The following is a 24,802-nucleotide window of genomic DNA, read 5'->3' on the forward strand; positions in this document are numbered from 1 at the left end:
TCGGCACCAGCTTAGTTGGCGGGCGGGAACACCCGTGCGATGACCGCCTTCGCCTCCGGCGAATCGACTTTGTCAGCCGTCACCAGTGGCATAACGAGAGCGAGGTCTTTCTTGACCGGCGCACCGGAGATTGCGTTGAACACCTGCTGCGTCCCATCGATTCCTTGTCCGACCGCCTCCTGGAAGAAGATGCCCTGGATGGCGTTCGACTTCAGCAGCGAGATCGTCGTCGGGCTGCCGTCCGCTACCGCGATGCCGACCTTGCCCGTAAGACCGCGGGTCTGAAGGACCTTGGCAGCGCCGGTCCCGGCCTCATCATACATGCCGTAAATGGCCTTGATGTCAGGATGGGCGGTGAGCATGTCATTGGCCTGCGTGACCGCCTCGTTGACCGTAAGCCCCCTTGTCTCCAGCATCTGTGCCAGATCGCAGCCACTCGCCTTGAACGCCTCTTCGGCACCCTTCAGATATTTCTGGGCGTTCTCGCGGTCCTGCGGCAATGAGAGCATGCCGACCTGGTTGCCGCCACGGTCCTTGGCAAGCTTGCAGACGAATTCGCCCTGCGCCTTGCCGGTCTCGTAATTGTTTGCCGTAACCGACGAGGTGTAGTCGGTCTGGCCGGGCTGCGGGCCGATGCCGGCGAAGGCGACGGGGATGTTCTGCGATTTCAAGTAGGCGAGGAGCGGCGGCGTGCTCGTCGAACTGACCGGGCCGATCACGATGGCGTCGACGCCCTTGGTTACGGCAGTGCGGGCATTGTCCATCTGTTTTGCCGGCGAATTTTCGGACGTGTACTCGACATAGTCCATGCCGAGTTCCTTGGCCTTTTCCTTCACGCCGTAGCCGACCCACTGCCAGTAGGAGATGTCAAGCGACGGCGCCAGGTACGCCACTGTCTTCTTTTCCTCAGCATGAGCGGCAGCCGAAATTGAAAGGGCCACCATTGCAACGCCGGCAAACAACCTTACTGCGTGTTTCGTGCTTTTCATTTTCATTCCTCCTCCAAAGACCGGCTTTGCCGGGTTGATGTCAAACGGCCCCCCGCCGCGACTTGCTGAAGCGGTCGATGAGGACCGCGATGAGAATGGCGACGCCGGTGACCGACCCCTGCCAGAAGCTGTTGATGCCGATGAGATTGACGCCGTTCTGGATGACGGTAATCATCAGAGCTCCGAGCACCGCGCCGACAGCGGTGCCCGTGCCGCCGAGCAGGCTTGCACCGCCGATCACGACCGCCGCGATGGCCTGGAGCATGAGGCTTGATCCCGCGGCGGATTCTGCGTTGAGGATGTAGGAGATCGTCAGGAGGCCGGAGAACGATGCAAGCAGCGAGGACGCAACGTAGGCCACGAATTTCGTGCGCTTGACCGGAATGCCAAGCAGATAGGCAGCCGTCGAACTGCTGCCGACGGCATAGAACCAGCGGCCCGCCACCATCTTCTTCAGGAAGAGCTCGATTGCGATCAGGAGGATCACGCAAAAGAGGATGTAATTGGGAACGCCCGGTATCAGGCTGCCGCTGTTGAGAAGCCAGAAGTCCGGATCGCCGATCGGCATCGAGCGCCCGCTGGTGACGATAAAGGCGAGCGAGCCGGCCACGGCAAAGGTGATGAGGGTTACGACGAACGGCGCCAGACCGGCGATCGTGACAAGGAAGCCGTTGATCGATCCGAAAACAAGTCCGACGCCGAGACCGATCAGGCTTGCCGAGATGCCGCCAAATCCATTTGCCATCGCCTGCGCGGTCACCATGCCGGTCAAGGAAAACACCGAGCCGACGGATAGGTCGATACCGCCGGTGATGACGACAAGCAGGACGCCCAGCGACATGATGATAAGAGGCGCACCGGCCTGCGTGATATTGGCGAAGTTGCCCCAGGTGAGCGCCTGAGGAACCTGCGAGCCGACCGCAAGGGCCAGCAGCACGATGGCCAGAGCGATCGCGATCTCGGTCCTGTAGGCGCTAAAGAGGCTTTCCCTCTGCCTGATTTGTGTTGCCGGCGCCTCAGTCGGCGCGATGTGTGCCCGGGTCCCAGTCATGCGGCCATTCCAGTCAAGGTAACAAGTTTCTCTTCACTGAAGTCATCGCGGTCCATCACGCCGGCACACCGTCCCTCGGTGTCAAAGGCGATGACGCGGTCGCAGACTTCCAGCAGTTCGACATTTTCCGTGGACCACCAGACGATCACCGTGCCTGAAGCAGCCATCTGTCTGATGAGCTGATAGATCTCACGCTTGGTTCCGATATCGACGCCTCTGGTCGGTTCCTCGAGGACCAGCAGCCGGGAGGGCAAGCCCAGCCAGCGGGCAAGCAGCAGCTTCTGCTGCGTGCCACCGCTCAGCGTGCTCGGCAGATCCCAGACGGAAGCGGCCTTCACCTTCAAGGCCTTCAGCAGATCGAGGCATTCGCCCCCTTCAGAGCCGCCGGCGAGGAGCGCGCCTCTGGTCACACGGCGGGACGCCATCACGTTATCGATGATCGGAAGACTGTGGAGGACTCCCTTGTGTGCCCGATCGCCGGTCACATATCCCGCTCCCAGGCGGGCGGCTTTGCGCGGCGATCGGAGCTGGTCCGGCCATCCCGCACGCGCAACCGTCCATCGCTTCTTCCGGGCGGCGCCTGTCAGCGCTTCGATCAGTGCCGCGGGTCCAGCCGGTGCGCCGGCCACGCCGAGGACGGTGCCTGGCTGCAGTTCCAGTCTGACACCTGCCTCCTCGATGGTAATAGTGTCCGTCGCAGCGGAGGCGTCCGACCGGTATTCGGGCCGCGGCGCCCGTTCCGGTGCATGAGAGGCTGCCACCTGCCCCATCTTTTCGATGATGCCGGCGTCCGTCAGCTCTGCCATCGGCTGACGATCGGCTACCGTCCGGCCGTCGCGGATGATCGTGCAGACATTGGCGATCTGCCTGATTTCCTTCATCCGGTGCGAGACGAACACGACCGACAGACCGGTATCCCGGGTGAGCCGCCTCAGGACCGCAAACAGCCTCTCCGTCTCAAGAGTTGTGAGATTGGCGGTCGGCTCGTCGAGGAGGATCAATTCCGCACCCGAAGAAAGAGCCCTGGCAATTTCGACCATCTGACCTTCGTGGAGGCTCAGGCTGCCCACCAGCCTGTATAGAGACTTGGCGGCGAAATCCTGGTCGATCATTCTCAGCGCATCGTAGGCCTGTCCCGCTGCGGCCACACGCCGAAACAAGCCCGAACCTCTCCTTTGATGCGGCAGGGCAATGTTTTCGGCGACGGTCAAATGCGGCAGGAGTGCAAGTTCCTGGTGCACGACCGCGACCTTCGTCCTGCCCTCGGCCTCGCTGCGTTCGCTGCCCTCGCTGTCGAAGAAGCGGATCTCTCCATCGTTGCGCGAGGCCGCGCCGGTGATGATCTTGATCATCGTCGACTTGCCGGCGCCGTTACCGCCCAACAGCGCATGAACCTCCCCTCGCGCAACGGAGAAGTCGACGCCTTTGAGGACCGAGGTCGCACCGTAGGACTTTGTAAGTCCTCGGACGGTGATGACGTTCTTGGACGTTTGGTTCATCCGACGCTCCTCAGTAGATCGTCAGCGCCGGCACGAAGCTGACCGCCAGGAGGAGAAGCATGGCCATGCCGAAAAACGGCCAGAGCTCGTTCGTCGTGGTGCCGAGCGGCGCCTTTGCGATTGAAGACGAGATGAACAGGGTCGTGCCGATCGGCGGCGTGTAGAGCCCGATCCCGAGATTGATCACCATCATCAGTCCAAGCTGGACCCGGTCGAGGCCGATGGAATCGGCCAGAGGAACGAAGATCGGCCCGAGCAGGAGGATTGCCGGCGGCATATCGAGCGGCATGCCGACCACCAGCATGATCAGGTTCATCATGAGAATGATGACGATCGGACTGGAGATGTGCGTCGAAACCCATTCGGCCATGTGCTGCGGAGCCTGATCGAATGTCAGCACCCAGCCGACCGCCGCGCTGCCCATGATCACGAGCATGACGACGCCCGTCGCGACGCCCGCCTCCACCATGTTCTCGCAGAAGCGTTTCCAGGTCAGGTCACGGTAGAAGAGGATGCTGAGCAGCAGCGAGTAGACGACCGACAGGACGGAGACCTCTGTCGGCGTCGCCAGGCCGGAACGCAGAAAGACGATGATCAGGATCGGCAGCAGGATTGCCGGGAAACTTTGCACTGCCAGCCGCACCAGCTCGCGCTTGCGGACCTTCACGGCCTCAATGGCATACCCTCGCCTTACTGACACGTACCAGCAAACGAACACGAAGCTCGCCGCCATGATCAGCCCCGGAACGATGCCGGAGATGAACAGATCACCGACGCTGACGCCGCTGATCAGAGCGTAAAGGATCATCGGAATCGAAGGCGGGATGAGGACGTCGATGACAGCGGAGGTCGCGTTGTTGGCGGCGCAGAGCGCCGGCGGAAACCCGTGCTTCTTCTGCCAGGGGATGAGGACGGAGCCGAGCGCACTCGCATTCGCCACGGCCGAACCGGATACGCCGCCAAAGACGACCGAGGATACGACGGTGGTCGAGAGCGGTCCGCCCCTCCACCGCTGCATGGCGCGCGAGGCGAGTTCAAGGAGCTGACGCCCCAACTCGCCGCCAAGCATCAGCGTGCCTGCAAGCATGAAGAACGGAAGCGCCAGCATCGGGAAGGACTGGGTCTGGTCGTAGACCTGCTGGGCGACCACCGAGAGCGGAACGTAACCGTTGAACAGGACTCCAAGCCCCGCTGCAATGATCAGCCCATAGCCGACGGGAACGGCGAGGACCATGAGGATGCAGAAGGAAATGATCATGACGAGTGTCATAGCGCGATCTCCTCGGGCTTGATCTCGAGGCGGTGATCCCAGCCCAAGCGGAGAACGCGGACGGTCGCGGCGATGGTGACGATGGACACCAGCACCGCGCCGATCGACAGCGAGTAATAGCCGATGCTGTTCGGAAGCTGCAGAACGGGGCTGTGTTCTGCCCCGGCAATCTCGGCCACCACGGTCGCCTGATATGCCAGCACCAGAAATGCGGCGACACTGATCGCGTTCGCTACGATGAGGGCCGTCGTCCGAGTACTGCCGTCGAGCTTTTCGTAGAGCCATTCGACGGCCATATGCCCGCCCGCATGGGCCGCAATGATGATCCCGGCGATGATGAACCATGGAAACATCAGCATCGGCAGCTCCTGGGCGAACGACAGTCCCCCGCTCGTCGAAACGTATCGAGCGACGACGTTGGCCGTGGTGACCACTGTCAGCGCGATGCCGCTGACGATGATGACCAAACGGGCGAATAAGACGATGATACCGGCGACCAGATCGACGGCTGAATATAACCTGCTCATGGGGCCTCCGGATCGTGAGAGGAGCCTCAGCCCCTCGCAGCCGCTTCCATCTGGGTGACAAAATCGCCGAAAGGCTTCTTCTTCCAGCTGTCCGCGACGGACGCGGTCTCCTTGACGAAAGCGTCGTGGTCGACTTCCACGACCTCGACGGCGGAGTTCTTCTTGAAGTTCTCGAGCACGTCAGCCGCCTTCTCGTTCGAGAGCTTCCGCTGCAGAGCACCTGCCTCCTTTGCCGCGGCCTTGATCGCCTCTAAATCAGACCCCAACCGGGCCTGAGCGATCTTTGACATCAGGAACGGTGTGGATTCCCATTTGTGGGCGGTCAGGCTGATGTATTTGTTGACCTCGTGAAGTTTCGAGCTTTCGATATTGGCGAGCGGATTTTCCTGTCCATCGACAACGCCCTGCTGCAGGGCGATGTAGAGCTCGCCGAAGGCGATTTGTTCGGTGCCTGCTCCCAATGCCTGGAAGATGTCGATGGTCATCGGATCGGCCGGCGTCCTGATTTTCATGCCCGCCAGCTCGGCAGGCGAAGTCACCTTCCGCTTCGAGTTCGTCAGGTGCCTGATGCCGTTGTCCCACCAGTCGAGCGGTACGACTCCGACCGCTTCGAAGCGGCGGTTGAGCTCGGCCCCCACCGGACCGTTCAGGACGGCCATCGCCTTGTCGGTGTTTTCGAACAGGAACGGCAGGCCGAGCGCGCTGAGTTCCGGAACGATCGCCGAAGTTGCGCCCTGGCTGTTGGCGGTGAAGTCCAGCGCGCCTGTCCTGAGACTGGTGAGCATCGCGGAGTCGCTGCCAAGCGTCTCGGCGCCTGCGACGTTGATCTGGATACGACCTTCGGTCTTCTGCTTGACGAGTTCCGCGAACTTATCCGCGGCCACGGTTCTGGGATTGCCGGGAGCGGCGCCATGGCCGAGCGTCAGCGTCGTAGCGGCAGCGTTGGCGGATCGGCTTGAAAGCACGATTGCCGGGGCCGCGAGCGCAGCAGTGGCGGTCGCCAGGAAAAATCTTCTGTTCATCTGCAAGCTCATTTCATCCTCCATCACAAGCTTGTTTAAGCGGCCGGCATCTCCTCAACCGACCGATGTCGTCAGGTCGAGAGCCAGGTCTTGACCGCCTCCGTCACCTTCAGGGTCGATAGTCCGTATTGGTCATGAAGCGTCGGCAAGGCGCCCGCCTCCAGGAACTGGTCGGGCAGGCCGATCTGGCGGAAGGCCGGCGGTGCGACGCCGGCACGCAACAGCGTTCCGGCGACTGCCTCTCCAAGGCCGCCAATGACCGTGTGGTTCTCCGCCACGACCACGAGCCGCCCACCTTTGCGGCACTCGGCGACGATCGCCGCCTCATCGAGCGGCTTTATGGTCGGGACGTGCAGGACGGCAGCGTCGACGCCGTCGTTTCGAAGCTGCTTGGCAGCCTCGAGCGCGCGCATCGTCATCAGCCCCGACGAGATGATGAGGGTGTCCTTGCCATCACAAAGGAGCTTGGCCTTGCCGAGTTCGAACTTGTAGCCGTATTCCTCCAGAACCAGCGGAACGTGGCCGCGCAGCAGGCGCATGTAGACAGGCCCCTTGTGGGCGGCGATTGCCGGAACCGCCTGCTCGATTTCGCTCGCGTCGCACGGATCGACGATCGTCAGGTTCGGCATGCCGCGGAACATTGCGAGATCTTCCGTCGCCTGGTGGCTTGGCCCATATCCGGTCGTCAGGCCCGGAAGGGCGCAGACGATCTTCACATCAAGCATCTCCTCGGCAATCGCCAGGCAGATGAAGTCGTAGGCCCGCCGGGACGCGAAGACGGCATATGTCGTTACCCAAGGCTGAAAGCCTTCGCGCGCCATGCCCGCCGCCGACATCATCAGCAGCTGTTCCGCCATTCCCATCTGGTAGAAGCGGTCGGGATGCGCAGCACGGAACACATGAAGGTCCGTGTATTTCGCAAGGTCGGCGGACATGCCGACAATACGCTCCTCCTTCCGCGCCAGGGCGGCAAGCGCGTTGCCGAAGGGTGCCGGTCTCGTCGGCTGATCGGGACCCGCAATCGATGCGATCATCGCCGACGTCGTCAGGCGGGGCTTGTCGATGCCGCTTTCAAGATGCGCCGGCCGGATGTACTTCGAACGCCTCATGCTTCCGCTCCCGCATCGATGTTTCTGAGGGCCTCGGCCCATTCGTGGGGCTCCACGCGCAGGAAGTGGTTTCGATCGCGTGCCTCCAGGAAGGGCACTCCCTTCGCCATCTTCGTGTCGCAGATGATGATGCGAGGCTTGGCCTCGGCGTGGTGACGAGCTGCGTCGAACGCCTTTACGAGCGCATCGAGATCGTTGCCGTCGACCCGCTGGACGAACCAGCCGAAGGCCTCGAATTTGGGGCCCAGCGGTTCGAAATTGAGGACGCCGATCGAGGGCCCGTCGGCCTGCATCTGATTGACGTCGACGATGCCGATCAGATTGTCGAGCTTATAGGAGCCGGCCGACATCGCGGCCTCCCAGGTGGAGCCCTCGTCAAGTTCGCCGTCGGAAAACAGATTATAAACAAAGGAAGAGGATTTCTTGCGCTTCAGCGCCAAGGCCATGCCGACCGCGATGCCTAGTCCGTGTCCGAGCGACCCGCCGGTGATTTCCATGCCGGGCGTGTAGGCAGCCATGCCGGACATCGGCAGCCGGCTGTCATCCGTGCCGTAGGTCTCCAGCTCATCCTCGGGAATAATCTTGGCTTCGATCAGAGCTGCGTAAAGCGCGATCGCATAGTGGCCGATCGACAACAGGAACCTGTCGCGGCCTTCCCATTCGGGATCTTCCGGCCGGTAGTTCGTGGCGTGGAAGTAGGATACGGCAAGGACGTCGGCGACGCCGAGCGCCTGGGCGATATAACCCTGCCCCTGCACTTCGCCCATACGCAGCGCGTGACGGCGGATGCGCCGGGCGCGCTCTGTCAGGCTGATATTGTGGCCGATCTGGCTCATATCGGTGTCTCTCCAGATAGACCTCAGTGGATCAGCATGCCGCCGTTGACGTCGATGACCGCGCCGGTGACGTAGGCGGACAGATCCGAGGCGAGGAACAGGTAGATATTCGCGACGTCGGCGGCCTCTCCGAGCCGGCTCAGAGGGATGCCCTTGATGATGTCGGCGCGCATTTGATCGGTGAGTTTGCCACCGGTGATATCTGTCTGGATGAGGCCAGGCGTGACGGAGTTGACGCGAATGCCGGCTGGACCGAATTCGCGGGCCATCGCTTTGGCGAGGCCGAGCACACCCGCCTTGGCTGCGGAGTAATGAGGCCCGCCGAAGATGCCACCGCCACGCTGTGCCGATACCGAGGACATGCAGGCAATCGATCCGCCGCCATTGTCGCGCATGTAGGGGATGAAGGCCTGGCTCAGGAAGAGCACACCGGTCATGTTGACCGCCACGATCCGCTGCCAGTCAGCTTCGGTGATATCGAGCGTGCCGACCGGCTGGGTGATGCCGGCATTGTTGACGAGCGCGTTTACCGAACCGAAGGAGGCCATCACCTTGGATGCGGCCTCGGCGCAGGACGACTTGTCGGCGACGTCGCATCGCAGGCCCATGTGGTTACCGGACTTGACGCTGGGCAGCGACGCGGCCGCCTCCGCAACCGCGTCAGCATCAATATCGAGGATGGCGACGCGAGCGCCATGCTCGGCGAAAAGCTGCGCCGTTGCACGGCCGATGCCGCGCCTGCTCGCCGCGCCCGAAATGACCGCGGTCTTCCCATTCAGTAGCATGTAATCTCCTCCCGATGCGTCCCGAGCATCTGGCAAATCTTCGACAAGTCAGTTGGCTTGCGAGATCGAAACTGATCGAGTTGACGCCGTTCGACAAACGCGAAGTTTACAACGGTGGGTGAATCTGGTTCACTAATCCGATGTTACAGATGGCCTCACTTTCCGCGGTCCGCATCTTTGAAGCCGCAGCGAGGCTGGCATCTTTCCGCGCTGCAGCCGAGGAACTGCACCTGTCACCCAGCGCCGTAAGTCACGCCATTGCAAAGCTAGAGCGTGACCTTGGCATCTCGCTCTTCGAGCGAAGCACGCGAAAGGTCACCCTGACCCTGGCGGGGCAGACGCTCCTCTCCCATGCCTCAAACGCCTTTGAAGAGCTTCGTCGCGGTGTTGAGATGATTTCATCCAACAAGACCCACCTGCTGCGGGTTCACTGCGCGCCGAGCTATGCCGCGCAGGTGCTCTCGGCACTTCTTCCGGACTTCCTGGGCAAGAATGAGGGGGTTGAGGTCCGGGTGGCGGCAAGCACAAACTATGCGCGTTTCGTGGACGGCCTCTTCGATGTCGACATCGTTTACGGCGAACCATCGAACAGAGAAGATCTGATCGTCGTGCCGCTTGGAGAGGAGATCATTTCTCCGCTGTGTTCTCCAAAGATGGCTGAACGACTGGAAACTCCGCGCGATCTCGCGCGTCTTCCCCTCATCCGCAGCGACCTGAAAAGAATTCAATGGATCGACTGGTTTGAACTTAATAATCTCGGTCCTCCGCCCCTGCCCGCCATGAGCTTCGATAGAAGCTTTCTGGCAGTCGATGCCGCGGCGAACGGGCTGGGGGTGGCGTTAGAGTCGAACACTCTGGCGCGGCGCGAACTGGACAGCGGGCGTCTGGTTCGGCCGTTCAGGGACAGCCGCGACAACCGCTACATCGGCCACTACCTCGCCTATCCAAAAGCCGGCAGCCAGCGGCGGCTATCGAAGATCTTCGCCGATTGGCTGATGTCGCAAGCTATCTGACAATAGGTTTGTTCTCTCGGCAAAGCAGGGTATCGAAACCGCCTGCATCATCAACAACGCGTCCAAGATGACAGCGGACCTGTTTGTTGCCTCATCTTGAGGATCGATCGATGCGGGTCGAAGCTACAGGCCTCCTCTACACCAAGCGGTCACGATGTCCCATTTGAACGGAGGCTACGCGGGCGATAGCCATGGTCATATCCCCCAGTCACCGCCGCAAGCATCCCCGGCAGCTCTTCAGCCAGGAAGTCGAGGAAAGCCCTCACCGCTGGCACGAGGCCCCTACGGGACGGAAACACGGCATGAAGACCGTGCGCTTGCAATCGATAATCCGGCAAGACCTTCACCAGACGGCCGTCGCGAATGGCGTCTCCGCAAATATTGACCGGCAGACGTGCGACACCAATTCCGGCTAACGCAGCCTGACACAGCACATAGACATCGTCGGTCATGAGCGTCGGCAGATATTCGATGTCGATGGAAACACCATCCGGCTTTAGCAAACTCCAGAAGTTCCTCTCGCCTCTCACGCCGGCAGGCCCGACGCCTGGCTTCCGCTGCAAAGAATCCGCGCTGCCGAAAGGACCGCGGGTGGCTATGAATTCCGGGCTTGCCACAAGCATCTGCTCGCTCGTTCCCAAATTGCGAACGACAAGATTGGAATCGTCAAGACTCGATCTGATCCTTAGGGCGACGTCATAGCCTTCTGCGATCACATCCACGCGCCGATTCGTCAGATCGAGTTCAAACTGGACTGCGGGATGTGCCTTCAGGAATTTGCCCAACAACGGTGCGAGGTAGAGGTGCGCGACACCAATCGGACAACTGACCTTCAGCCGACCTGAGGGATGTTCTCCTGCTGAGGCTGCGACTTCGAGTGCCGCCTGGGCGCTTTCCGCCATGGACTCGCAGTGCGGCAGGAGCGCTTGCCCGACTTCCGTCACGTGGAGAGCCCGCGTCGAGCGCTGCAGAAGCCGCACGCCCAGTCGTCGCTCCAGGCCGGCGATACGGCGACTTACCTTGGATTTCGGCAGTCCGTGTGCCAATGCCGCAGCGGAGAAGCTTCCATGGTGCACGACAGCGGCAAACAGCATCAGGTCATTCAAGTCTTCCAACGCTGCCACCCCGTATTATCGCATTGTTGCTTCAATAGAACAATCAGTCCCGATTCATAACCCTACTGCGACATTTGCCAACCCGCTATCTTGCAATCGAACTCACATCGGCAAGACGCCGACCGCAAATCCGCCGGAGACACGACATGTCCGTCCTGAATAGAAGAAGCTTGATCGCGATGTCAGCGGCCGCCGCTCTTGCGGGAATCATGCGGCAGCGGGCATCCGCGCAGACAGGAACAAACGAAATGGCTGAACAGAAAACGAAAAACGTCGTGCTGGTGCATGGCGCATTTACAGACGGCAATTGCTGGAGCGAAGTCATCCTCCGGCTTGCCTCAAAGGGATACACCGTCACGGCCGCACAAATCCCCATGACATCGCTCGCCGATGACATCGCCTACATCAAAAATGTCCTGAGCCGCCAGTCGGGCCCTGTCGTATTGGTGGGGCATAGCTGGGGCGGCATGGTCATCACTGAGGCCGGGCTTTCGCCGGACGTCACGTCTCTCGTCTATGTGTCGGCGCTGGTGCCTGATGAGAATGAGTCGGCCATTGACCTTCAAAATCATGGTTCGCCTTCTTCCGGCATGGAAGGAGCGCGCCCCGACGGCCGCAATTCGCTCTGGTTCGACCCGGCTTACTATGGGCCCGCGCTCGCAGACGATCTTCCGCCCGAGAGGATCCAGCTTCTTGCCGCCACACAGAAGCCTATCGCCGCAACCTCGTTCGGTGAAAAGGTAGTCGGCACCGCTTGGAAGAAAAAGCCGTCTTGGTATGTTCTGTCCAGGAACGACCGAGCGCTTGCGCCCGAACTCCAGAGCTGGATGGCTCACCGCAGTCAGGCTGCCATAACGGAGGTCTTCTCGAGCCACATGTCCCTGATATCCCATGCAGATGTCGTCACCGCACTGATCGAAGACGCCGCACAAGCCTGAGCTGCGGGCACGTCGACCAGGCGACCCGCCTCCTTATCCCCGAGTGACCGCGGCCATGCTCGCCATGCCGGCGATGATCCGCGTCCGTTGTTCATCGACTGAACGCGCCGCGAGAGGCGCATGAAAGGAATTCTCATGAAGATACTGCAAATCAATTCCAGCGCGCGAATTGACGGCTCCGCCTCCTCCGCTGTGGCCGACGCCATCGTCCGCCATCTGAGAAGGATTGATCCGGACGCTGTCGTCCAAATTAAGAACCTGGCCCGCGATCCGGTCCAGCCGCTCGATGAACTGGCCGTCGCGGCACGGATGCTCCCTCCCGACGCGCGAACGCCAGATCAGACCGCCCGAGCGCTCGAAGACGAACGTCACGTCGTTGAACTCCTGGCGGCGGACATCATCGTCATCGGTGCGCCGATGTACAACTTCAACATTCCATCCCAGTTGAAGAACTGGATCGATGCCGTCGCCAAGCCGGGTGCGACATTCCGTTATACGGAGACCGGACCGATCGGCCTGGTGAAGGGCAAGAAGGCGATCATCGCCCTGACGCGGGGCGGCTTCTACAGGGAAACGCCCGCCGACACGCCGGCGCAGTATCTTAGATACATGCTGGGCTTTCTCGGCATCACGGACGTCCAGTTCATTTATGCTGAAGGGATGGCGCGCGGCCCGGAAATGACCGCCAAAGCATTCCGCGACGCCGACGAGCAGATCCTGAACCTCGTGGCATAATTCTTCCACTCCTTTAAGGAAATCCACCAATGCTTTATGTCGTTACTCTCACCTACATCCGCCCCATGGATGATATAAAAGCCCATCTCGACACCCATCGCGAATGGCTCGCCGAACATTTAAAGGCGGGAACAATCATCGCCGCTGGCCCTATGGAGCCGGCCGTTGGCGGAATCGTCCTTGCCCATTGCGCCAGCCGGGACGAACTCGACGGAATGCTGAAAACCGACTCCTTCCACAGGCAGAATCTGGTCGAATATGACATACGCTGCTTCAAACCCGCCCTTGGCGCGGAAGCCTTTGCGGAAGCTTTGACTCTGAAACCAAGCCTGATCTGAGCGACCACGATGCTACTCTGACAACGCTGCTGAGGCCGGAGACTTTATCGAACGCAGTGCAGACAGAATACCTTCTGCATCCGCTACGTCCCCGCTCCACATCGAGAGGTGACCGAGGCTGTCCGCAATGACGCCTCGCAACAGGCGAACACATTTTGCTATTTTACATTTGGCTCGGTGGTAGGCGAAAGAGAGGCCCGCAAGCGGAAGGATCGGTCGGGGAACCCGTGCCCCTGACGCTTGTGCAACCGCTGCGCCTACGCCGTGTTGCTGCAGAAACCCTTGTCGTTTTGAATCGGAAAGGAAATGACTTGCATATTGCACACGTTGCGATTTGGACTCCCGACCTCGACCGACAGGTTGCATTCTGGCAGACGTATTTCGGTGCCGAGATTGGGGAGCCCTATCATAGCAAGCGCCGAGAAGGTTTCGTTTCGCGCTTCATCAAGCTTGCCGACACAGGTGCCGAAATCGAGCTCATGACCGGACCGTGGATTGATCCCAGTGAAGATCGGGAAGCAAGCGGATGGGATCATATTGCCATATCTCTCGGGAGTCAGAGGGCGGTCGACGAAATGGCCGCCAGATGCAAGGTCGACGGGATCCTAGTTTCGGGTCCACGAATGACGGGCGACGGCTATTACGAGGCCGTCATCGCGACGCCTGACGGCTCGCGCGTCGAGATAACCTCATAATCGCAAAGTCCGGACAACGAGTGCCGGACTTCATCATCAATCCGTGAGACATGGCGGTGGATACTGCCGTCCTTGATCAGCTGCAACGACGGGGCCGTGAAAGGGCATCGCCGCTGGCAATATTGTCGTATTCCGTGCATGCGTCAGGTGTGTTCGAAGCGGCAACAGCCAGACACGGCTGGGTTCTGCGGCAGCGCAACTGAAATCGAGAGCTCCCTGCAGCCCTTTCATCGTCTCCTTTCTCGTATGAAAGCGCATAGACGCAACTTCCTGAGGTCTATTCGACCGGCTTGGACGTCAAAGACCTCTTCCCACGGGCGTTCGCACTTTGATGATAAGTGACGCAATGTGACGCGCCTGCCTTAAAGGCGCGTTGACACACCATGTCTGCTTCTGGATTATTTCACTGTACGAGAGTTACTTTCACTCAGTGAAATAGGAAAGAGACCATGACAAAACAAACGCTGTCCAAGGAAGAGATAAGCGGCGTCATCCCGCCACTCGTTTCCACATTTGCGGCGGACGGCAGCCTGGATTTCGAGCTTTTCCGAAATGAACTGCGGTTCATGGAATCCGTCGGTGTGAGGCTGGCTGTCGTTGGAGGCAGTACGGGCTCGGGAGACGAGTTGAGCGCCGAGGAGTTAGGCCAGCTTGTCAATGAGGCTGTGCAGAACAGCAAAATTCGGATTATTGCCGGCGTCATCACGACCACGACGAAGGACGCTATCCTAAGGGGCCAAAAGGCAAAAGAGGCTGGCGCAAGCGCGTTGATGGTCGGGCCGCCGATCTATACGACGCCGTCGCAGGAGGGTCTCGAGGCGTTCGTCCGAGACATCCATGACGCGACGCAAATGCCGATCATTTTCTATAACCACTTTTTCAGCCCCCCATCCGTGATGCAGCGCATCGCCAATGTAACCGGTGTTATTTGCGTAAAAGAGGTCGCCCTTGAACCGGTCGCAGAGCTTGTCCAAACCGTTGGAGATCGCGTCGCGATTGCTGCCGGTGCGGATAGCGTGAACATCGCAAGTTTTTTGTTGGGCGCAGACGCCTCGATCTCCGGCGTGAACACCGTCATTCCGAAAGAATACGGCGAAATTTACCGGGCACACCTGGAAGGTGATTACAGGCGGGGACGTGAATTAACGGAAAGAATCGCGCCTCTTGCCCGAGAGATGATCAAGCCAGCCAACTTTCCCGCACGCGTCAAGTTCGCCATCAATCTGCTTGGCCGCAAGGTAGGCGAGCCCAGGAAGCCCAGCGGCGATCTGGCCATGGAAGATCAAGACAATATTCGCGCTGCACTGCGCCACGCCGGACTTATCGCCTAGGCCAGGACGTGCCGAAGGATGTCGGATCACCATGAGTGTTCCGGCATCTCATCCTCTCGCCGTTACAATACAAAAAAGGGAGCAGCTGTTATGAAAGAGACGAGCATCAACATCTTCACATCGACCACCATGCCGCGCCGCAATTTCCTTAAAGCGGGTCTGGCAGTCGGGTCATGCATCGCACTAGCCCCGGCGATCGCGGATCGAGCGCATGCCGGTGAACCGTCCCGCGGCGGCACTCTGCGTGTTGGTCTGGGCGCAGCAGGCGCTAAGTCGTCGCTCAACCCGTTTATCTCGACGGGAGACATGGACTTCGCCGTCGCTCAATCGATCTACGACCGATTAACTGATTTCGACGGCAACGGACACATTTACAACAGCTTGGCGGAGGACTTCAGCCACAACAAGGAAGGGAACGTCTGGAAAATTCGAATTCGCAGCGGGGTTGTATGGCACGATGGAACGCCGTTTTCGGCCAAAGATGTTGTGTACTCGCTGCAGTACATGCTCACGCCGGAAAACAAGGCCGATGGCTTCACCAACCTGTCGGGCTTGATGAAGCCCTCCGATATTCGAGCACTCGACGACAGCACCGTCGAAGTCTCGCTCGCTAAACCTTACGCACTTCTGCCTCAGGTTCTTGGGAGCAAAGTGATGTTTCTTGTGAAAGATGGCACCAAGGACTTTACTCAGCCGGTCGGCACCGGACCCTTCAGGTTCGTCGAATGGAGCCAGGGCCAACGGGTGACGCTGAAGCGGAACGACGCCTTTCGCACTCCGGGAATGCCGTATCTCGACGGTGTCGAGTTCATTGCTATTAATGATCCGACGGCGCGGATGAACGCGCTAATTGCTGACCAAGTGGATGTTGTCGCGCAACTCGATGGCAACCTCGCGCGTATCGTTGAGGCGAACCCTGCGATGGCTTTGCTGCGTTCAACGAGTGCAGCCACGACAGACCAGTTCATGATGGTCGGCCAGAAGCCGTTCACCGATGTCCGCGTACGTCAAGCGATGCGGCTTCTTGTCGACCGCGAACAGTTGGTGGCCAACGCCTTGGCCGGCTACGGCAGGATCGGCAACGATCTTCATTGCATAACCGACCCCGACTACGCGTCCGCGCTGCCGCAAAGGCAGCACGATCCGGATCACGCCCGATCGCTCCTGAAACAGGCAGGATACGACAACGATCTATCATTTGAGCTGTACACCTCGGACGCCGCGCCGGGAATGTTGGCATCCGCAACCCTCATTGCAAACCAAGCGAAGCAGGCAGGGGTGAAAATCGATCTAACCGTCGTTCCACCTGACAGTTATTACTCCGGCCCGAAATTCAAGAAGACGGCTATGGCCAGTTCAGATTGGGGACAACACACAATCGAATCCGTTTTTGGACAGGCCTATGCCCGCGGCGCATATTGGAACGAACCGGATTGGACGAACGACGCCTTCGACAAGTGGGTTTCCATGGCTCGCACGACGTTCGATCCGTCTCAACGGAAGGACTATCTCTTTGAAGCGCAAAAGATCATCTGGGAAGACGGCGGCTATATAATCTGGGGCTTTAGAGATCTCTTGGACGCGGCAAATGTTCGTGTGAAAGGGCTTTCTCCTTCCAGTCAACGCAATCTCGGCTACTACCGGTTCGAAGGCATTTCGCTCGAAGCCTAAGTTTCGCCCGAACCTAGCGATTGCCCCGCCTCCCCGAGGTGGGGCAACATCAAGAACGGAGCCATGGATGGTTACTGCCCGTCTTTCAAAGTTGGTGATGGCAAGACTAGCGCTGTCTGTTTTCACGTTGATAGCCGTCTCGGCTGTCGTCTTCACTGCGACACTTTTTCTTCCGGGAGATCCTGCAAGGGCCGCACTCGGTCCCAAAGCTGATCCTGCCGCCGTGGAAGCCTTGCGCACCGAGTTCGGCTTGGACCGGCCGGCAATCTCTCAATATCTCTCATGGGCTTCCGGCGTAGCGTCGGGGGATTTCGGCAGATCAATTCCATCGGGTCGTCCAGTTTGGGAGATGATCCGGCCGAAGGCGATCAATACCGTCATCCTCACTGTCTCTTCGCTTCTGGCGCTGATTCCGCTCTCGTTTTTGCTCGGGACCGCCGCGGCGGTATGGAAGGACAGATTGCCCGACCACATCATCACGGTCCCGACAATCGTACTTGTAGCCCTCCCGGAATTTGTCGTCGGCACGGTCCTGATCGTTGTCTTCGCCGTCGGTCTCAATTTCCTTCCGCCGGTATCACTGATCCAAGGCAACAGAACGCTGCTCTCGCAGTCGACCCTCTTCATTTTGCCTGTCATTACACTCCTTTGCACCACACTGGCCCAGGTCGTTCGCATGGTGCGGGCTGTGGCCATCGAGGTCCTTTCGGCGGAGTACGTGTACATGGCTCGCCTTAGGGGCCTCAGCCCGGCTCGTGTGCTGATACGCCATGTCTTTCCGAATGTCGTAACGCCGTCGATCCAGACCATCGCACTGAACGCCGCCTGGCTCGCAGGTGGGGTCGTCGTTACCGAGGCCGTGTTCCAACTGCCTGGTATCGGCAGCGCATTTGCAGACGCGGTTATCAACCGCGATATGCCCACGGTCTTGGCCATAACTCTTTTGATTACAGGAACTTATGTGCTGATCAATCTGGTGTCCGAGGTTCTCATCATGCTTCTCAATCCTCGACTGCGAGCCCAAAACGCTTCGCTTTGATGCGTGAGGAGGAACAAATGCTTCGAACTATGCAGATTATGTTTTCTAACCGCGCATCATGGATCGCGTTGCTTCTCACGATCATAATCGTCGGTGTCGCAACGATCGGACCATGGCTCACCCCTTACGCGTACGATGAAATCGTCGGCCCCCCTTTTTCGCAATTATCGCGTGATCACATCCTGGGAACGGATTTTCTAGGGCGAGACGCTTTCAGCCGTTTTCTCTCCGGAGGTCAAACCGTTTTGATGATAGCCGTTCTGGCAACAACCCTGGCTTTTCTGATCGCAGTACCCATCGGCATACTGTCAGGTCTTCGTCGAGGCTCGTTCGACCATACTCTCGTCGCGCTCTCCGACATTGTTTATGCCTTGCCTCCTGCGATCTTCCTGCTTGTGCTGCTTGCGGCAACCGGCCCAAGCCTTACCACTGTGATATTTGGCATCGTCTTCATCCACGTCCCCCGCGTTCTAAGAATTGTTCGATTGATCACGATCGACATATCTCGAAACGAGTACGTTGAAGCCGCATTCGTCAGAGGTGAACGCTGGCTGGCGGTGTGTCTCAAGGATATCCTGCCAAATATTCTCCCTCCGGTGTTGGCGGATTACGGCGTTCGGCTCTGCGGATCGATCATCCTTTACGCCTCGCTCAGTTATCTTGGCCTGGGGCTGCCACCTCCTGCAGCGGATTGGGGAATGATGATCAGTGAGAACCGCCTGGGCATCACGATCTCTCCCTGGCTTGCCATAGCGCCCGCGGCAGCGATAGCGATCTTCTCGGTGGCCGTGAACGTCCTGACCGACAACTTCGCCCGTTCCATCGGCCATTCGAAGAGGCAGGAAAATGCTTAATCCCCCGTTGCTTGTTCAGAACTTGTCGATGCGCGACACCGAGGGCCGCATCATCGTAGACGACGCCTCGATTACCGTCGGCGAGGGCGAAGTGCTCGCCATTATCGGGGAATCAGGATCTGGCAAAACATCGTTAGCTCTTGGCCTGCTTGGTTTTGCGCGCCCCGGTATGGTGTTTGGTGGTGGCAAGGTAATCATCGATAACAAGGACATTTTGGCAATCCCAGATCGCGAGCTGCGCGACTATCGCGGAAGCAAGGTTTCACTGGTCCCGCAAAACCCGACAACGAGCTTTAGTCCGCGCATGCGGGTCGGCGATCAAATCGCCGAACTGTTGCATGTTCACGGTTATCCGGCGTCGAAGATCGCCGAAATGAGGCGGGATATGCTCAAGGACGTAGGCTTGCCGACCGATGCCGGCTTCCTGCGCCGCTACCCGTTTGAACTTAGCGGCGGTCAACTGCAGAGGGTCGCGATTGGAATGGCCTTCATCACTCGTCCTCGCGTGATCGTCATGGACGAACCAACGACCGGGCTAGACGTCTCCACACAGCAAACCATCTTGAATTTGATACGCGAACTAGTCCAGACGTCGAGGGCGAGTTTTGTCTATGTCACGCATGACTTGGCGGTCGTGCATAATATTGCGGACACGGTCGCCGTTATGCTCGGCGGCAAGATTATTGAAAGTGGCACAAAGGAACAGATTTTCACCAGTCCAGCAACCGAGTACACTCGCATGCTCCTTAGCACGGTCCCGCAGTTGCCCCAACGCTGCAAGGCTGAGGAAGAACCCGGGGCGCCGGACGGAGCGTTGCCAGCTTTGCTTCAGGTAGAGGACTTGAACGTTTCTTACGGCCCGATGCGGGTTGTTCATGGGATCTCGTTTTCAATTGGCCACGGCGAATGCCTGGCTCTCGTCGGCGGCAGCGGCAGCGGAAAAACAACTACCGGACGGTGCATTGCCGGCCTCCATGCGAGCGGTCAGGGTCGAATCACTTTCCAAGATGCGGCTCTCAATTTCGGCTATGCGAACCGTTCGCGGGCACAATTGTCAGCCCTTCAGATTGTTTTTCAAAACCCTGATCGTTCCCTTAACCCGCGCGAATCCATCCATGATGCGGTCGGCCGCGCGGCGATGCTCACGGGTGCGAATAGAAGCTCAATCGGGCCCAAAGTGACGCAATTGCTCGAAAGGGTCCGCCTGCCCAAACGGGTTTCCAACTTGTACCCAGCCGACCTTTCCGGCGGGGAGAGGCAACGTGTCGCAATCGCCCGGGCTCTTGCAATGGACCCCGGTTTGTTGATCTGCGACGAGATCACATCGGCACTCGACGTCTCCGTACAAGCCGCCGTTATTGATCTATTGATGGAGCTGAAGCGCGATGGGCTATCGATGCTATTCATAACGCACAACCTCCCACTCGTCTCCGAGATTGCCGAATCCATCATCATATTGAAGAATGGTGAGGTGGTGGAACGCGGATCCGCCGCTGGGGTTCTGCGTGCTCCCCGGCACGAATATACCAAGCTGCTCTTGGATGCGGCTCCGAGAGTTCAATCTACGCGCCTCGCGCCTCGCGTGGTTCAGTTTCCAAATTAGCAAGGATAGGCGGATGGAATCAGAAAGCGGAAAGTCCAGCAAGTTTGATGCAGTCGACCGAGCGGTGGCAATCCTCTCGGCGCTTGGCTCCGCCAGCGGTCCAAGTTCTTTGTCGCAAATCGCTCGTGAGGTAGGATTGGGGCAACCGACGACGTCTCGCTATCTATCCAGCTTAGTAGGCCACGGGTACGTCGAACGAGACGGGAGTGGCCGGTATGTCCTCGGCATTGGGGTTTATCTCCTGGGCCAAAAAGCTCTCCAACATCGAGACGTACGACACCTGGCACGGCCGCAGCTTGAAGCGCTTCACCGTCGCTATAATGAAACGGTCAGCCTTGCGCTTTGGATTCATAAGGAGCTGGTGGTCATTGATTGTATCGAGGCCACTCAGGCACTTAAGCAGGGAGCAACAGTGGGGTTGCCAAACCCATGGCACGCAAGTTCGCTTGGCAAATCGATTCTGGCCTGGTTGGACGAGGAGACACTCAACATTCTGTTGCCTCCGTCGGCGCTGGATACGTTTACCGGAAAGACGTTGTCGACAAGAGCCTCGCTTGAGGCGCAGTTCCAAACTATCCGCGCGCTCGGCTTTGCGGTCGATGACGAGGAATCGTCGCTCGGCGGGCGATGCATTGGTGCCCCCGTATTTGACGCGACGGGGCGTCCAAAAGGAGCAATCAGCATGAGCGGCCCCGTCAGCCGCCTTGTCTCCGAAGAAATTCCATCGATCGGTCTTGTTGTCTCCGAAGCCGCAAAAGAAATTTCTCGTGCGTTGGGATACCAAGAATCGCCGAAACCCAGGATCCGAACGGCATGAAAATAGGTCTGGTCGGTACCGCTCACTGGGCATCGGAAATTCATGCTCCGGGGCTTGCCCGGGACCCAGGCGTAACATTCGTTGGCGTCTGGGGACGAGATCCCGTCAAGACAGCGGAACTGGCCGCAGAGCACAAGGTTGCGGCCTATGATGATTTTGACCGGTTTTTGTCCGATGTAGACGCTGTAGCCTTCGCCGTCGCGCCTGGAGCCCAAGCCAAATTGGCGAAAACGGCCGCGGAACACGGAAAGCATGTGCTTCTTGAAAAGCCGATCGCACTCACGGTGGACGACGGCCTCGCCTTAAGTGAGGCTATACGCAAGAGTGGCGTACGCTCAGTTCTTTTCCTAACGCGCCTATTTCACCCCGAACTTCGATCGCAACTTGCGCAGGCTGCTAAAGCGCCCGGGTTGAGGCATGGACGAGTGCGGATCGTGGCGAATTCCATGAGAGTTCCGTCGCCATACATCAATTCAACTTGGCGACAGAGTCCGCGCGCTGCGCTTTATGATCTCGGTCCACACGCACTTTCCGTCTTGCAGTATGTTCTTGGGAGCATTGCTAAGATTTCCGCCGACCTCGATCTCAAAGGTCATATTCTGCTCTCCGCCCGTCATGAAAGCGGTGCCACCTCGGATGCCGAGTTGGCCTTAAGCGCCCTCGATGAGGACCTCGCAAGCGAAACCACCTTCGCTTGGAGTGGAGGCAAGGTCGAGCTGCCGCACATTGACATGGTAAATGGCGGTGCTGCAGAGGCCTACCGCGAGGCAATACGTCAGCTGATTGGCGAAAACGGCACGGAACCCTATTGCGACGTGTCGGACGGTTTGCGCCTTCTCAGGCTCGTTGCGGAATGCGATGGGCAACTCCGTATCTCGAAATAGCGTCGCATCAGCCTCCGACAACAACATGCTGAGTGGCACTGCAAGCGCCAGATGAGATCCAATTTCCCTCGGGCCTGGCTTAATTGATTGCGGCGGATCACTGCCGATCGAAGCAATGTGACGCGAACTCTGCGCACATTCGACACCACAAATTGCAGGTTGCGAAGTGCGCAAACATGGCTGCGGATGTAATCCTCGTGATTGCTGCCTCTATCGATACGTGCCAGCAAAACCTGCGCACCAGAGACTGACTGAATTCCTGCGAACATTCAATAATGCGAGCCAAAATGACGACTGTGAGTGCTTCCTTGGACAGTGACGGTGCGGCGAACCAGTCTTTGTTCGCGGCACCACCTAGCAAGCCTGAGTACACAGCGCTTCCCAACCTGCTTGACACCATTCAACGACAGCATGCCGCATATTTTTGGGATGCCGATATGGCGACAGGCCTTCCCTATGACAGGCGAGGAACCAACGGCGAGGTGATATCGGATCTGGTTTCGCTCGGAGGCGTTGGCTTCGGGATAATGGCGATAATCGTGATGGCTCATCGCGAATGGTTGGCGCGTGAGCGTGCCGCCTTGCGTGTTTCGACAATCATCGAGGCTTTGCGGAAGATAACAAGATATCGCGGGGGTTTCCCGCACTTTGTGAAAGCCAGCGATCTCAACTCAGTCCCCCTGGTGCCTATGGACGACGGTGCGGACCTAGTCGAAACAGCTTTACTCGTGCAGGGACTTATATGCGCTCGCGAATATTTTGATGAGAAAACGCGAGTCGAAGACAACATCCGACAACAAGTTGATGAAATTGTCACGGCGATCGAATGGAGCGGCTTCGTACATCCGGGAGCCCGGCCATCGTTGTTTTGGCACTGGAGTCCAAAACACCAATGGTCCCTGAATGTGCCTATTACTGGGTGGAATGAGGGGCTCGTTGCCTATGTACTCGCGGCGGGTTCGCGAGACCACTTTATTGACCCGCAGGTCTTCCAACTCGGATGGAGAAACGAGGGAAAGTACCGAAACGGTAACAGCTATTATGGCCATAGCCTTCCCGCCGGCTCGCCATACGGCGGTCCTCTCTTTCTCTCTCAGTACTCGTTCTGCGGCTTAGATCCGCGGGGTCTTTTCGATGACCACATCGACTATTGGGACCAAGTCGTCGCTCATTGCAGAATTAACTATGAGCATTGCAGACGAAACCCGAAGGGACACATTGGTTATGGGGCATATGGTTGGGGCCTGACGGCATCAGATGGTCCCAAAGGCTACCTCGTGAGTTGCCCCCAAAATGATGTCGGCGTTATTGCCCCGACAGCCGCGCTATCGAGCTTCCCGTTCCTGCCCGACCAAGCAGAAGCTGCGGCACGGGCATTTTTCTCTTATGGAAACGGACGCTTGTGGGGAGCGTTCGGCTTTGCTGATGCCTTCGCTCCCGCTCAAAATTGGGTCTCCAATTGCAATCTGGCGATCAACCAGGGGCCGATCGTTGCAATGATCGAGAACTATCGCACAGGTTTGCTGTGGCGCTTGTTTATGAAAGCTCCGGAAGTTGTAACAGGATTATCCCGTTTGGGGATTGGGAGGCGGCAACACCACCGAACGGATTCCGCAGTTCTGCTGGCTAAAGACAGCTGCATATATGCGAGGAGAAAAGTTCAAAGCGCAGGTCCGCCGGAGAGAGAAGGTTGTGAGCAATAAGCTTGTTTGGCCAGCCCCCACCTCGGATGTGCCCGATCGCAGCGAGGAATCCGCCTTTCAGAAAGGCTCCGCCTATGTCGATGGAAAAATTATACCAATCGAAGAGGCGAAGGTGCCACTTTTAGACTGGGGCTTTCTGCGTTCGGACGCATGTCAGGACACAGTGTCGGTGTGGGATGGCAGCTTTTTCCGTTTGACTGACCACCTGGATCGATTTGAGCGATCTGTCCAGCGCCTTCGGATGGATACAGCTCCGGTTACAAGAAGCAATATCCACCGGATAGTCCACAAACTCGTTGCCGTGTGCGGTTTCCGTGATGCTTACGTTCAAATCATCATGACCCGCGGGCGGCCCCCGATCGGTAGTCGCGATCTTCGTTTATGCTCGAACAGCTTCCAGGCATTCTGCGTACCGTACATGTGGATCGCGAACCCCGAAAAGCAGGAAATTGGCATGGCAGTGCACGTCAGCCGGCGCGTCCGAATTCCACCTCAGTCCGTCGATCCGTTGGTGAAGCATTACCATTGGCTCGACTTTGAGATGGGCTTGTTCGAAGCTTACGAGAACGGTGCCGATACGGTGGTTCTCACTGATCTCGATGGCAATATCACAGAGGGGCCCGGCTTCAACGTTTTCGCGGTGATCGACGGAGTTCTGAGGACCCCTTCTTTCGGCATGCTGGATGGAATGACCAGGAGGACAGTTATGGAACTGTGCAACGAGCTGAATCTCGATGTCACGCAAGAGACCATTTCTTTGGAGCGGCTTCTAATCGCCTCGGAAATCTTCCTTACGACGACCGCAGGCGGGATTATCCCGGTCTCTTCGGTGAACGGAACCGGAATCGGTTTCGGCTCAGTGGGTGAACAAACTCGCCGCATTCACCGGTCATACTGGGATAAGCGAAGCAGCGGATGGTATGGCGAGCCTGTCGCCTACGCCCAAAAAGCTCTCTTGGAGCCCTAGTCACCTGAAGA

Annotated in this window: 24 protein-coding genes; 14 read left to right on the top strand and 10 right to left on the bottom strand. The window is 58.6% G+C overall.

Features of this window, described 5'->3' with window-relative positions; all coding sequences use genetic code 11:
• Nucleotides 1-11 precede the first annotated feature (11 nt).
• The 9 genes from RHEC894_RS29885 to RHEC894_RS29925 are packed head-to-tail and all read right to left on the bottom strand — an operon-like array spanning nt 12 to nt 9,088.
• Complete coding sequence (locus tag RHEC894_RS29885; protein WP_085740636.1) at nt 12-989, bottom strand: substrate-binding domain-containing protein; 978 nt, start codon at nt 987-989, stop codon at nt 12-14.
• A gap of 40 nt (nt 990-1,029) precedes the next feature.
• Entirely contained in the window at nt 1,030-2,040 is a 1,011-nt protein-coding gene (locus RHEC894_RS29890) for an ABC transporter permease (protein ID WP_085740289.1), read from the bottom strand.
• Nucleotides 2,037-3,539 (bottom strand): sugar ABC transporter ATP-binding protein, encoded by a 1,503-nt coding sequence (locus RHEC894_RS29895; protein WP_085740290.1) that lies wholly within the window; start codon nt 3,537-3,539, stop codon nt 2,037-2,039. The genes RHEC894_RS29890 and RHEC894_RS29895 overlap by 4 nt, the downstream gene beginning before the upstream one ends.
• Before the next feature lie 10 nt (nt 3,540-3,549).
• Nucleotides 3,550-4,809, bottom strand: a complete 1,260-nt coding sequence (locus RHEC894_RS29900; RefSeq protein WP_085740291.1) for a TRAP transporter large permease subunit — start codon at nt 4,807-4,809, stop codon at nt 3,550-3,552.
• Nucleotides 4,806-5,336, bottom strand: coding sequence for a TRAP transporter small permease subunit (locus RHEC894_RS29905; RefSeq protein WP_085740292.1), 531 nt, complete (start codon nt 5,334-5,336; stop codon nt 4,806-4,808). The genes RHEC894_RS29900 and RHEC894_RS29905 overlap by 4 nt, the downstream gene beginning before the upstream one ends.
• Nucleotides 5,337-5,362: 26 nt before the next feature.
• Complete coding sequence (locus tag RHEC894_RS29910) at nt 5,363-6,370, bottom strand: TRAP transporter substrate-binding protein (RefSeq protein ID WP_085740637.1); 1,008 nt, start codon at nt 6,368-6,370, stop codon at nt 5,363-5,365.
• A 59-nt stretch (nt 6,371-6,429) separates the two neighbouring features.
• The gene (locus RHEC894_RS29915; protein ID WP_085740293.1) at nt 6,430-7,467 is read right to left on the bottom strand and encodes a transketolase family protein; all 1,038 of its coding nucleotides are present in this window, start codon (nt 7,465-7,467) and stop codon (nt 6,430-6,432) included.
• Entirely contained in the window at nt 7,464-8,303 is an 840-nt protein-coding gene (locus tag RHEC894_RS29920) for a transketolase (RefSeq protein WP_085740294.1), read from the bottom strand. The genes RHEC894_RS29915 and RHEC894_RS29920 overlap by 4 nt, the downstream gene beginning before the upstream one ends.
• Before the next feature lie 23 nt (nt 8,304-8,326).
• On the bottom strand, nt 8,327-9,088 hold the full coding sequence (locus tag RHEC894_RS29925; protein ID WP_010069390.1) for a glucose 1-dehydrogenase: 762 nt from the start codon (nt 9,086-9,088) through the stop codon (nt 8,327-8,329).
• A gap of 140 nt (nt 9,089-9,228) precedes the next feature.
• Here RHEC894_RS29925 and RHEC894_RS29930 point away from each other — a divergent pair, with 140 nt between their 5' ends.
• Nucleotides 9,229-10,101, top strand: coding sequence for a LysR substrate-binding domain-containing protein (locus RHEC894_RS29930; RefSeq protein WP_085740295.1), 873 nt, complete (start codon nt 9,229-9,231; stop codon nt 10,099-10,101).
• A gap of 149 nt (nt 10,102-10,250) precedes the next feature.
• Here the strand turns inward: RHEC894_RS29930 and RHEC894_RS29935 are convergent, their stop codons facing one another.
• Nucleotides 10,251-11,216, bottom strand: a complete 966-nt coding sequence (locus RHEC894_RS29935; protein ID WP_085740638.1) for a LysR substrate-binding domain-containing protein — start codon at nt 11,214-11,216, stop codon at nt 10,251-10,253.
• 146 nt (nt 11,217-11,362) lie between these two features.
• Here RHEC894_RS29935 and RHEC894_RS29940 point away from each other — a divergent pair, with 146 nt between their 5' ends.
• The 13 genes from RHEC894_RS29940 to RHEC894_RS30000 all read left to right on the top strand — a co-directional run bounded on the left by RHEC894_RS29940 (nt 11,363) and on the right by RHEC894_RS30000 (nt 24,791).
• Nucleotides 11,363-12,154 carry an alpha/beta hydrolase gene (locus RHEC894_RS29940; protein WP_085740296.1) on the top strand — a complete coding sequence of 264 codons (792 nt, stop codon included), beginning with the start codon at nt 11,363-11,365 and terminating at the stop codon, nt 12,152-12,154.
• A 135-nt stretch (nt 12,155-12,289) separates the two neighbouring features.
• Entirely contained in the window at nt 12,290-12,889 is a 600-nt protein-coding gene (locus tag RHEC894_RS29945; RefSeq protein ID WP_085740639.1) for an NAD(P)H-dependent oxidoreductase, read from the top strand.
• Between the two features lie 29 nt (nt 12,890-12,918).
• Complete coding sequence (locus RHEC894_RS29950) at nt 12,919-13,227, top strand: YciI family protein (RefSeq protein WP_085740297.1); 309 nt, start codon at nt 12,919-12,921, stop codon at nt 13,225-13,227.
• 311 nt (nt 13,228-13,538) lie between these two features.
• Nucleotides 13,539-13,922, top strand: coding sequence for a VOC family protein (locus RHEC894_RS29955; protein WP_085740298.1), 384 nt, complete (start codon nt 13,539-13,541; stop codon nt 13,920-13,922).
• Between the two features lie 449 nt (nt 13,923-14,371).
• A complete protein-coding gene (locus RHEC894_RS29960; RefSeq protein ID WP_085740299.1) occupies nt 14,372-15,253 on the top strand; it encodes a dihydrodipicolinate synthase family protein in 882 nt (293 codons plus the stop codon).
• Between the two features lie 90 nt (nt 15,254-15,343).
• Nucleotides 15,344-16,924, top strand: a complete 1,581-nt coding sequence (locus tag RHEC894_RS29965) for an ABC transporter substrate-binding protein (protein ID WP_245339594.1) — start codon at nt 15,344-15,346, stop codon at nt 16,922-16,924.
• A gap of 67 nt (nt 16,925-16,991) precedes the next feature.
• Nucleotides 16,992-17,963 (top strand): ABC transporter permease, encoded by a 972-nt coding sequence (locus RHEC894_RS29970; RefSeq protein ID WP_010067594.1) that lies wholly within the window; start codon nt 16,992-16,994, stop codon nt 17,961-17,963.
• Between the two features lie 17 nt (nt 17,964-17,980).
• Nucleotides 17,981-18,817, top strand: coding sequence for an ABC transporter permease (locus RHEC894_RS29975; RefSeq protein ID WP_085740301.1), 837 nt, complete (start codon nt 17,981-17,983; stop codon nt 18,815-18,817).
• A 28-nt stretch (nt 18,818-18,845) separates the two neighbouring features.
• Nucleotides 18,846-20,420, top strand: coding sequence for an ABC transporter ATP-binding protein (locus RHEC894_RS29980; protein ID WP_164517733.1), 1,575 nt, complete (start codon nt 18,846-18,848; stop codon nt 20,418-20,420).
• A gap of 13 nt (nt 20,421-20,433) precedes the next feature.
• The gene (locus RHEC894_RS29985) at nt 20,434-21,237 is read left to right on the top strand and encodes an IclR family transcriptional regulator (protein WP_206427960.1); all 804 of its coding nucleotides are present in this window, start codon (nt 20,434-20,436) and stop codon (nt 21,235-21,237) included.
• A complete protein-coding gene (locus RHEC894_RS29990; protein WP_010069500.1) occupies nt 21,234-22,121 on the top strand; it encodes a Gfo/Idh/MocA family oxidoreductase in 888 nt (295 codons plus the stop codon). The genes RHEC894_RS29985 and RHEC894_RS29990 overlap by 4 nt, the downstream gene beginning before the upstream one ends.
• A 308-nt stretch (nt 22,122-22,429) precedes the next feature.
• A complete protein-coding gene (locus RHEC894_RS29995) occupies nt 22,430-23,824 on the top strand; it encodes a glucoamylase family protein (protein WP_245339595.1) in 1,395 nt (464 codons plus the stop codon).
• Nucleotides 23,814-24,791 (top strand): aminotransferase class IV, encoded by a 978-nt coding sequence (locus RHEC894_RS30000; RefSeq protein ID WP_245339596.1) that lies wholly within the window; start codon nt 23,814-23,816, stop codon nt 24,789-24,791. Before RHEC894_RS29995 ends, RHEC894_RS30000 begins: the two co-directional genes overlap by 11 nt.
• Nucleotides 24,792-24,802 lie beyond the last annotated feature (11 nt).

Source organism: Rhizobium sp. CIAT894 (genome assembly GCF_000172795.2).
GTDB lineage: Bacteria > Pseudomonadota > Alphaproteobacteria > Rhizobiales > Rhizobiaceae > Rhizobium.

What these genes read in the sequence shown, in the direction of transcription:
- RHEC894_RS29885 (WP_085740636.1), bottom strand. Translation starts at nt 989, where the DNA reads ATGAAAAGCACGAAACACGCAGTAAGGTTGTTTGCCGGCGTTGCAATG.
- RHEC894_RS29890 (WP_085740289.1), bottom strand. Translation starts at nt 2,040, where the DNA reads ATGACTGGGACCCGGGCACACATCGCGCCGACTGAGGCGCCGGCAACA.
- RHEC894_RS29895 (WP_085740290.1), bottom strand. Translation starts at nt 3,539, where the DNA reads ATGAACCAAACGTCCAAGAACGTCATCACCGTCCGAGGACTTACAAAG.
- RHEC894_RS29900 (WP_085740291.1), bottom strand. Translation starts at nt 4,809, where the DNA reads ATGACACTCGTCATGATCATTTCCTTCTGCATCCTCATGGTCCTCGCC.
- RHEC894_RS29905 (WP_085740292.1), bottom strand. Translation starts at nt 5,336, where the DNA reads ATGAGCAGGTTATATTCAGCCGTCGATCTGGTCGCCGGTATCATCGTC.
- RHEC894_RS29910 (WP_085740637.1), bottom strand. Translation starts at nt 6,370, where the DNA reads ATGAGCTTGCAGATGAACAGAAGATTTTTCCTGGCGACCGCCACTGCT.
- RHEC894_RS29915 (WP_085740293.1), bottom strand. Translation starts at nt 7,467, where the DNA reads ATGAGGCGTTCGAAGTACATCCGGCCGGCGCATCTTGAAAGCGGCATC.
- RHEC894_RS29920 (WP_085740294.1), bottom strand. Translation starts at nt 8,303, where the DNA reads ATGAGCCAGATCGGCCACAATATCAGCCTGACAGAGCGCGCCCGGCGC.
- RHEC894_RS29925 (WP_010069390.1), bottom strand. Translation starts at nt 9,088, where the DNA reads ATGCTACTGAATGGGAAGACCGCGGTCATTTCGGGCGCGGCGAGCAGG.
- RHEC894_RS29930 (WP_085740295.1), top strand. Translation starts at nt 9,229, where the DNA reads ATGTTACAGATGGCCTCACTTTCCGCGGTCCGCATCTTTGAAGCCGCA.
- RHEC894_RS29940 (WP_085740296.1), top strand. Translation starts at nt 11,363, where the DNA reads ATGTCCGTCCTGAATAGAAGAAGCTTGATCGCGATGTCAGCGGCCGCC.
- RHEC894_RS29945 (WP_085740639.1), top strand. Translation starts at nt 12,290, where the DNA reads ATGAAGATACTGCAAATCAATTCCAGCGCGCGAATTGACGGCTCCGCC.
- RHEC894_RS29950 (WP_085740297.1), top strand. Translation starts at nt 12,919, where the DNA reads ATGCTTTATGTCGTTACTCTCACCTACATCCGCCCCATGGATGATATA.
- RHEC894_RS29960 (WP_085740299.1), top strand. Translation starts at nt 14,372, where the DNA reads ATGACAAAACAAACGCTGTCCAAGGAAGAGATAAGCGGCGTCATCCCG.
- RHEC894_RS29965 (WP_245339594.1), top strand. Translation starts at nt 15,344, where the DNA reads ATGAAAGAGACGAGCATCAACATCTTCACATCGACCACCATGCCGCGC.
- RHEC894_RS29970 (WP_010067594.1), top strand. Translation starts at nt 16,992, where the DNA reads ATGGTTACTGCCCGTCTTTCAAAGTTGGTGATGGCAAGACTAGCGCTG.
- RHEC894_RS29975 (WP_085740301.1), top strand. Translation starts at nt 17,981, where the DNA reads ATGCTTCGAACTATGCAGATTATGTTTTCTAACCGCGCATCATGGATC.
- RHEC894_RS29980 (WP_164517733.1), top strand. Translation starts at nt 18,846, where the DNA reads ATGCGCGACACCGAGGGCCGCATCATCGTAGACGACGCCTCGATTACC.
- RHEC894_RS29985 (WP_206427960.1), top strand. Translation starts at nt 20,434, where the DNA reads ATGGAATCAGAAAGCGGAAAGTCCAGCAAGTTTGATGCAGTCGACCGA.
- RHEC894_RS29990 (WP_010069500.1), top strand. Translation starts at nt 21,234, where the DNA reads ATGAAAATAGGTCTGGTCGGTACCGCTCACTGGGCATCGGAAATTCAT.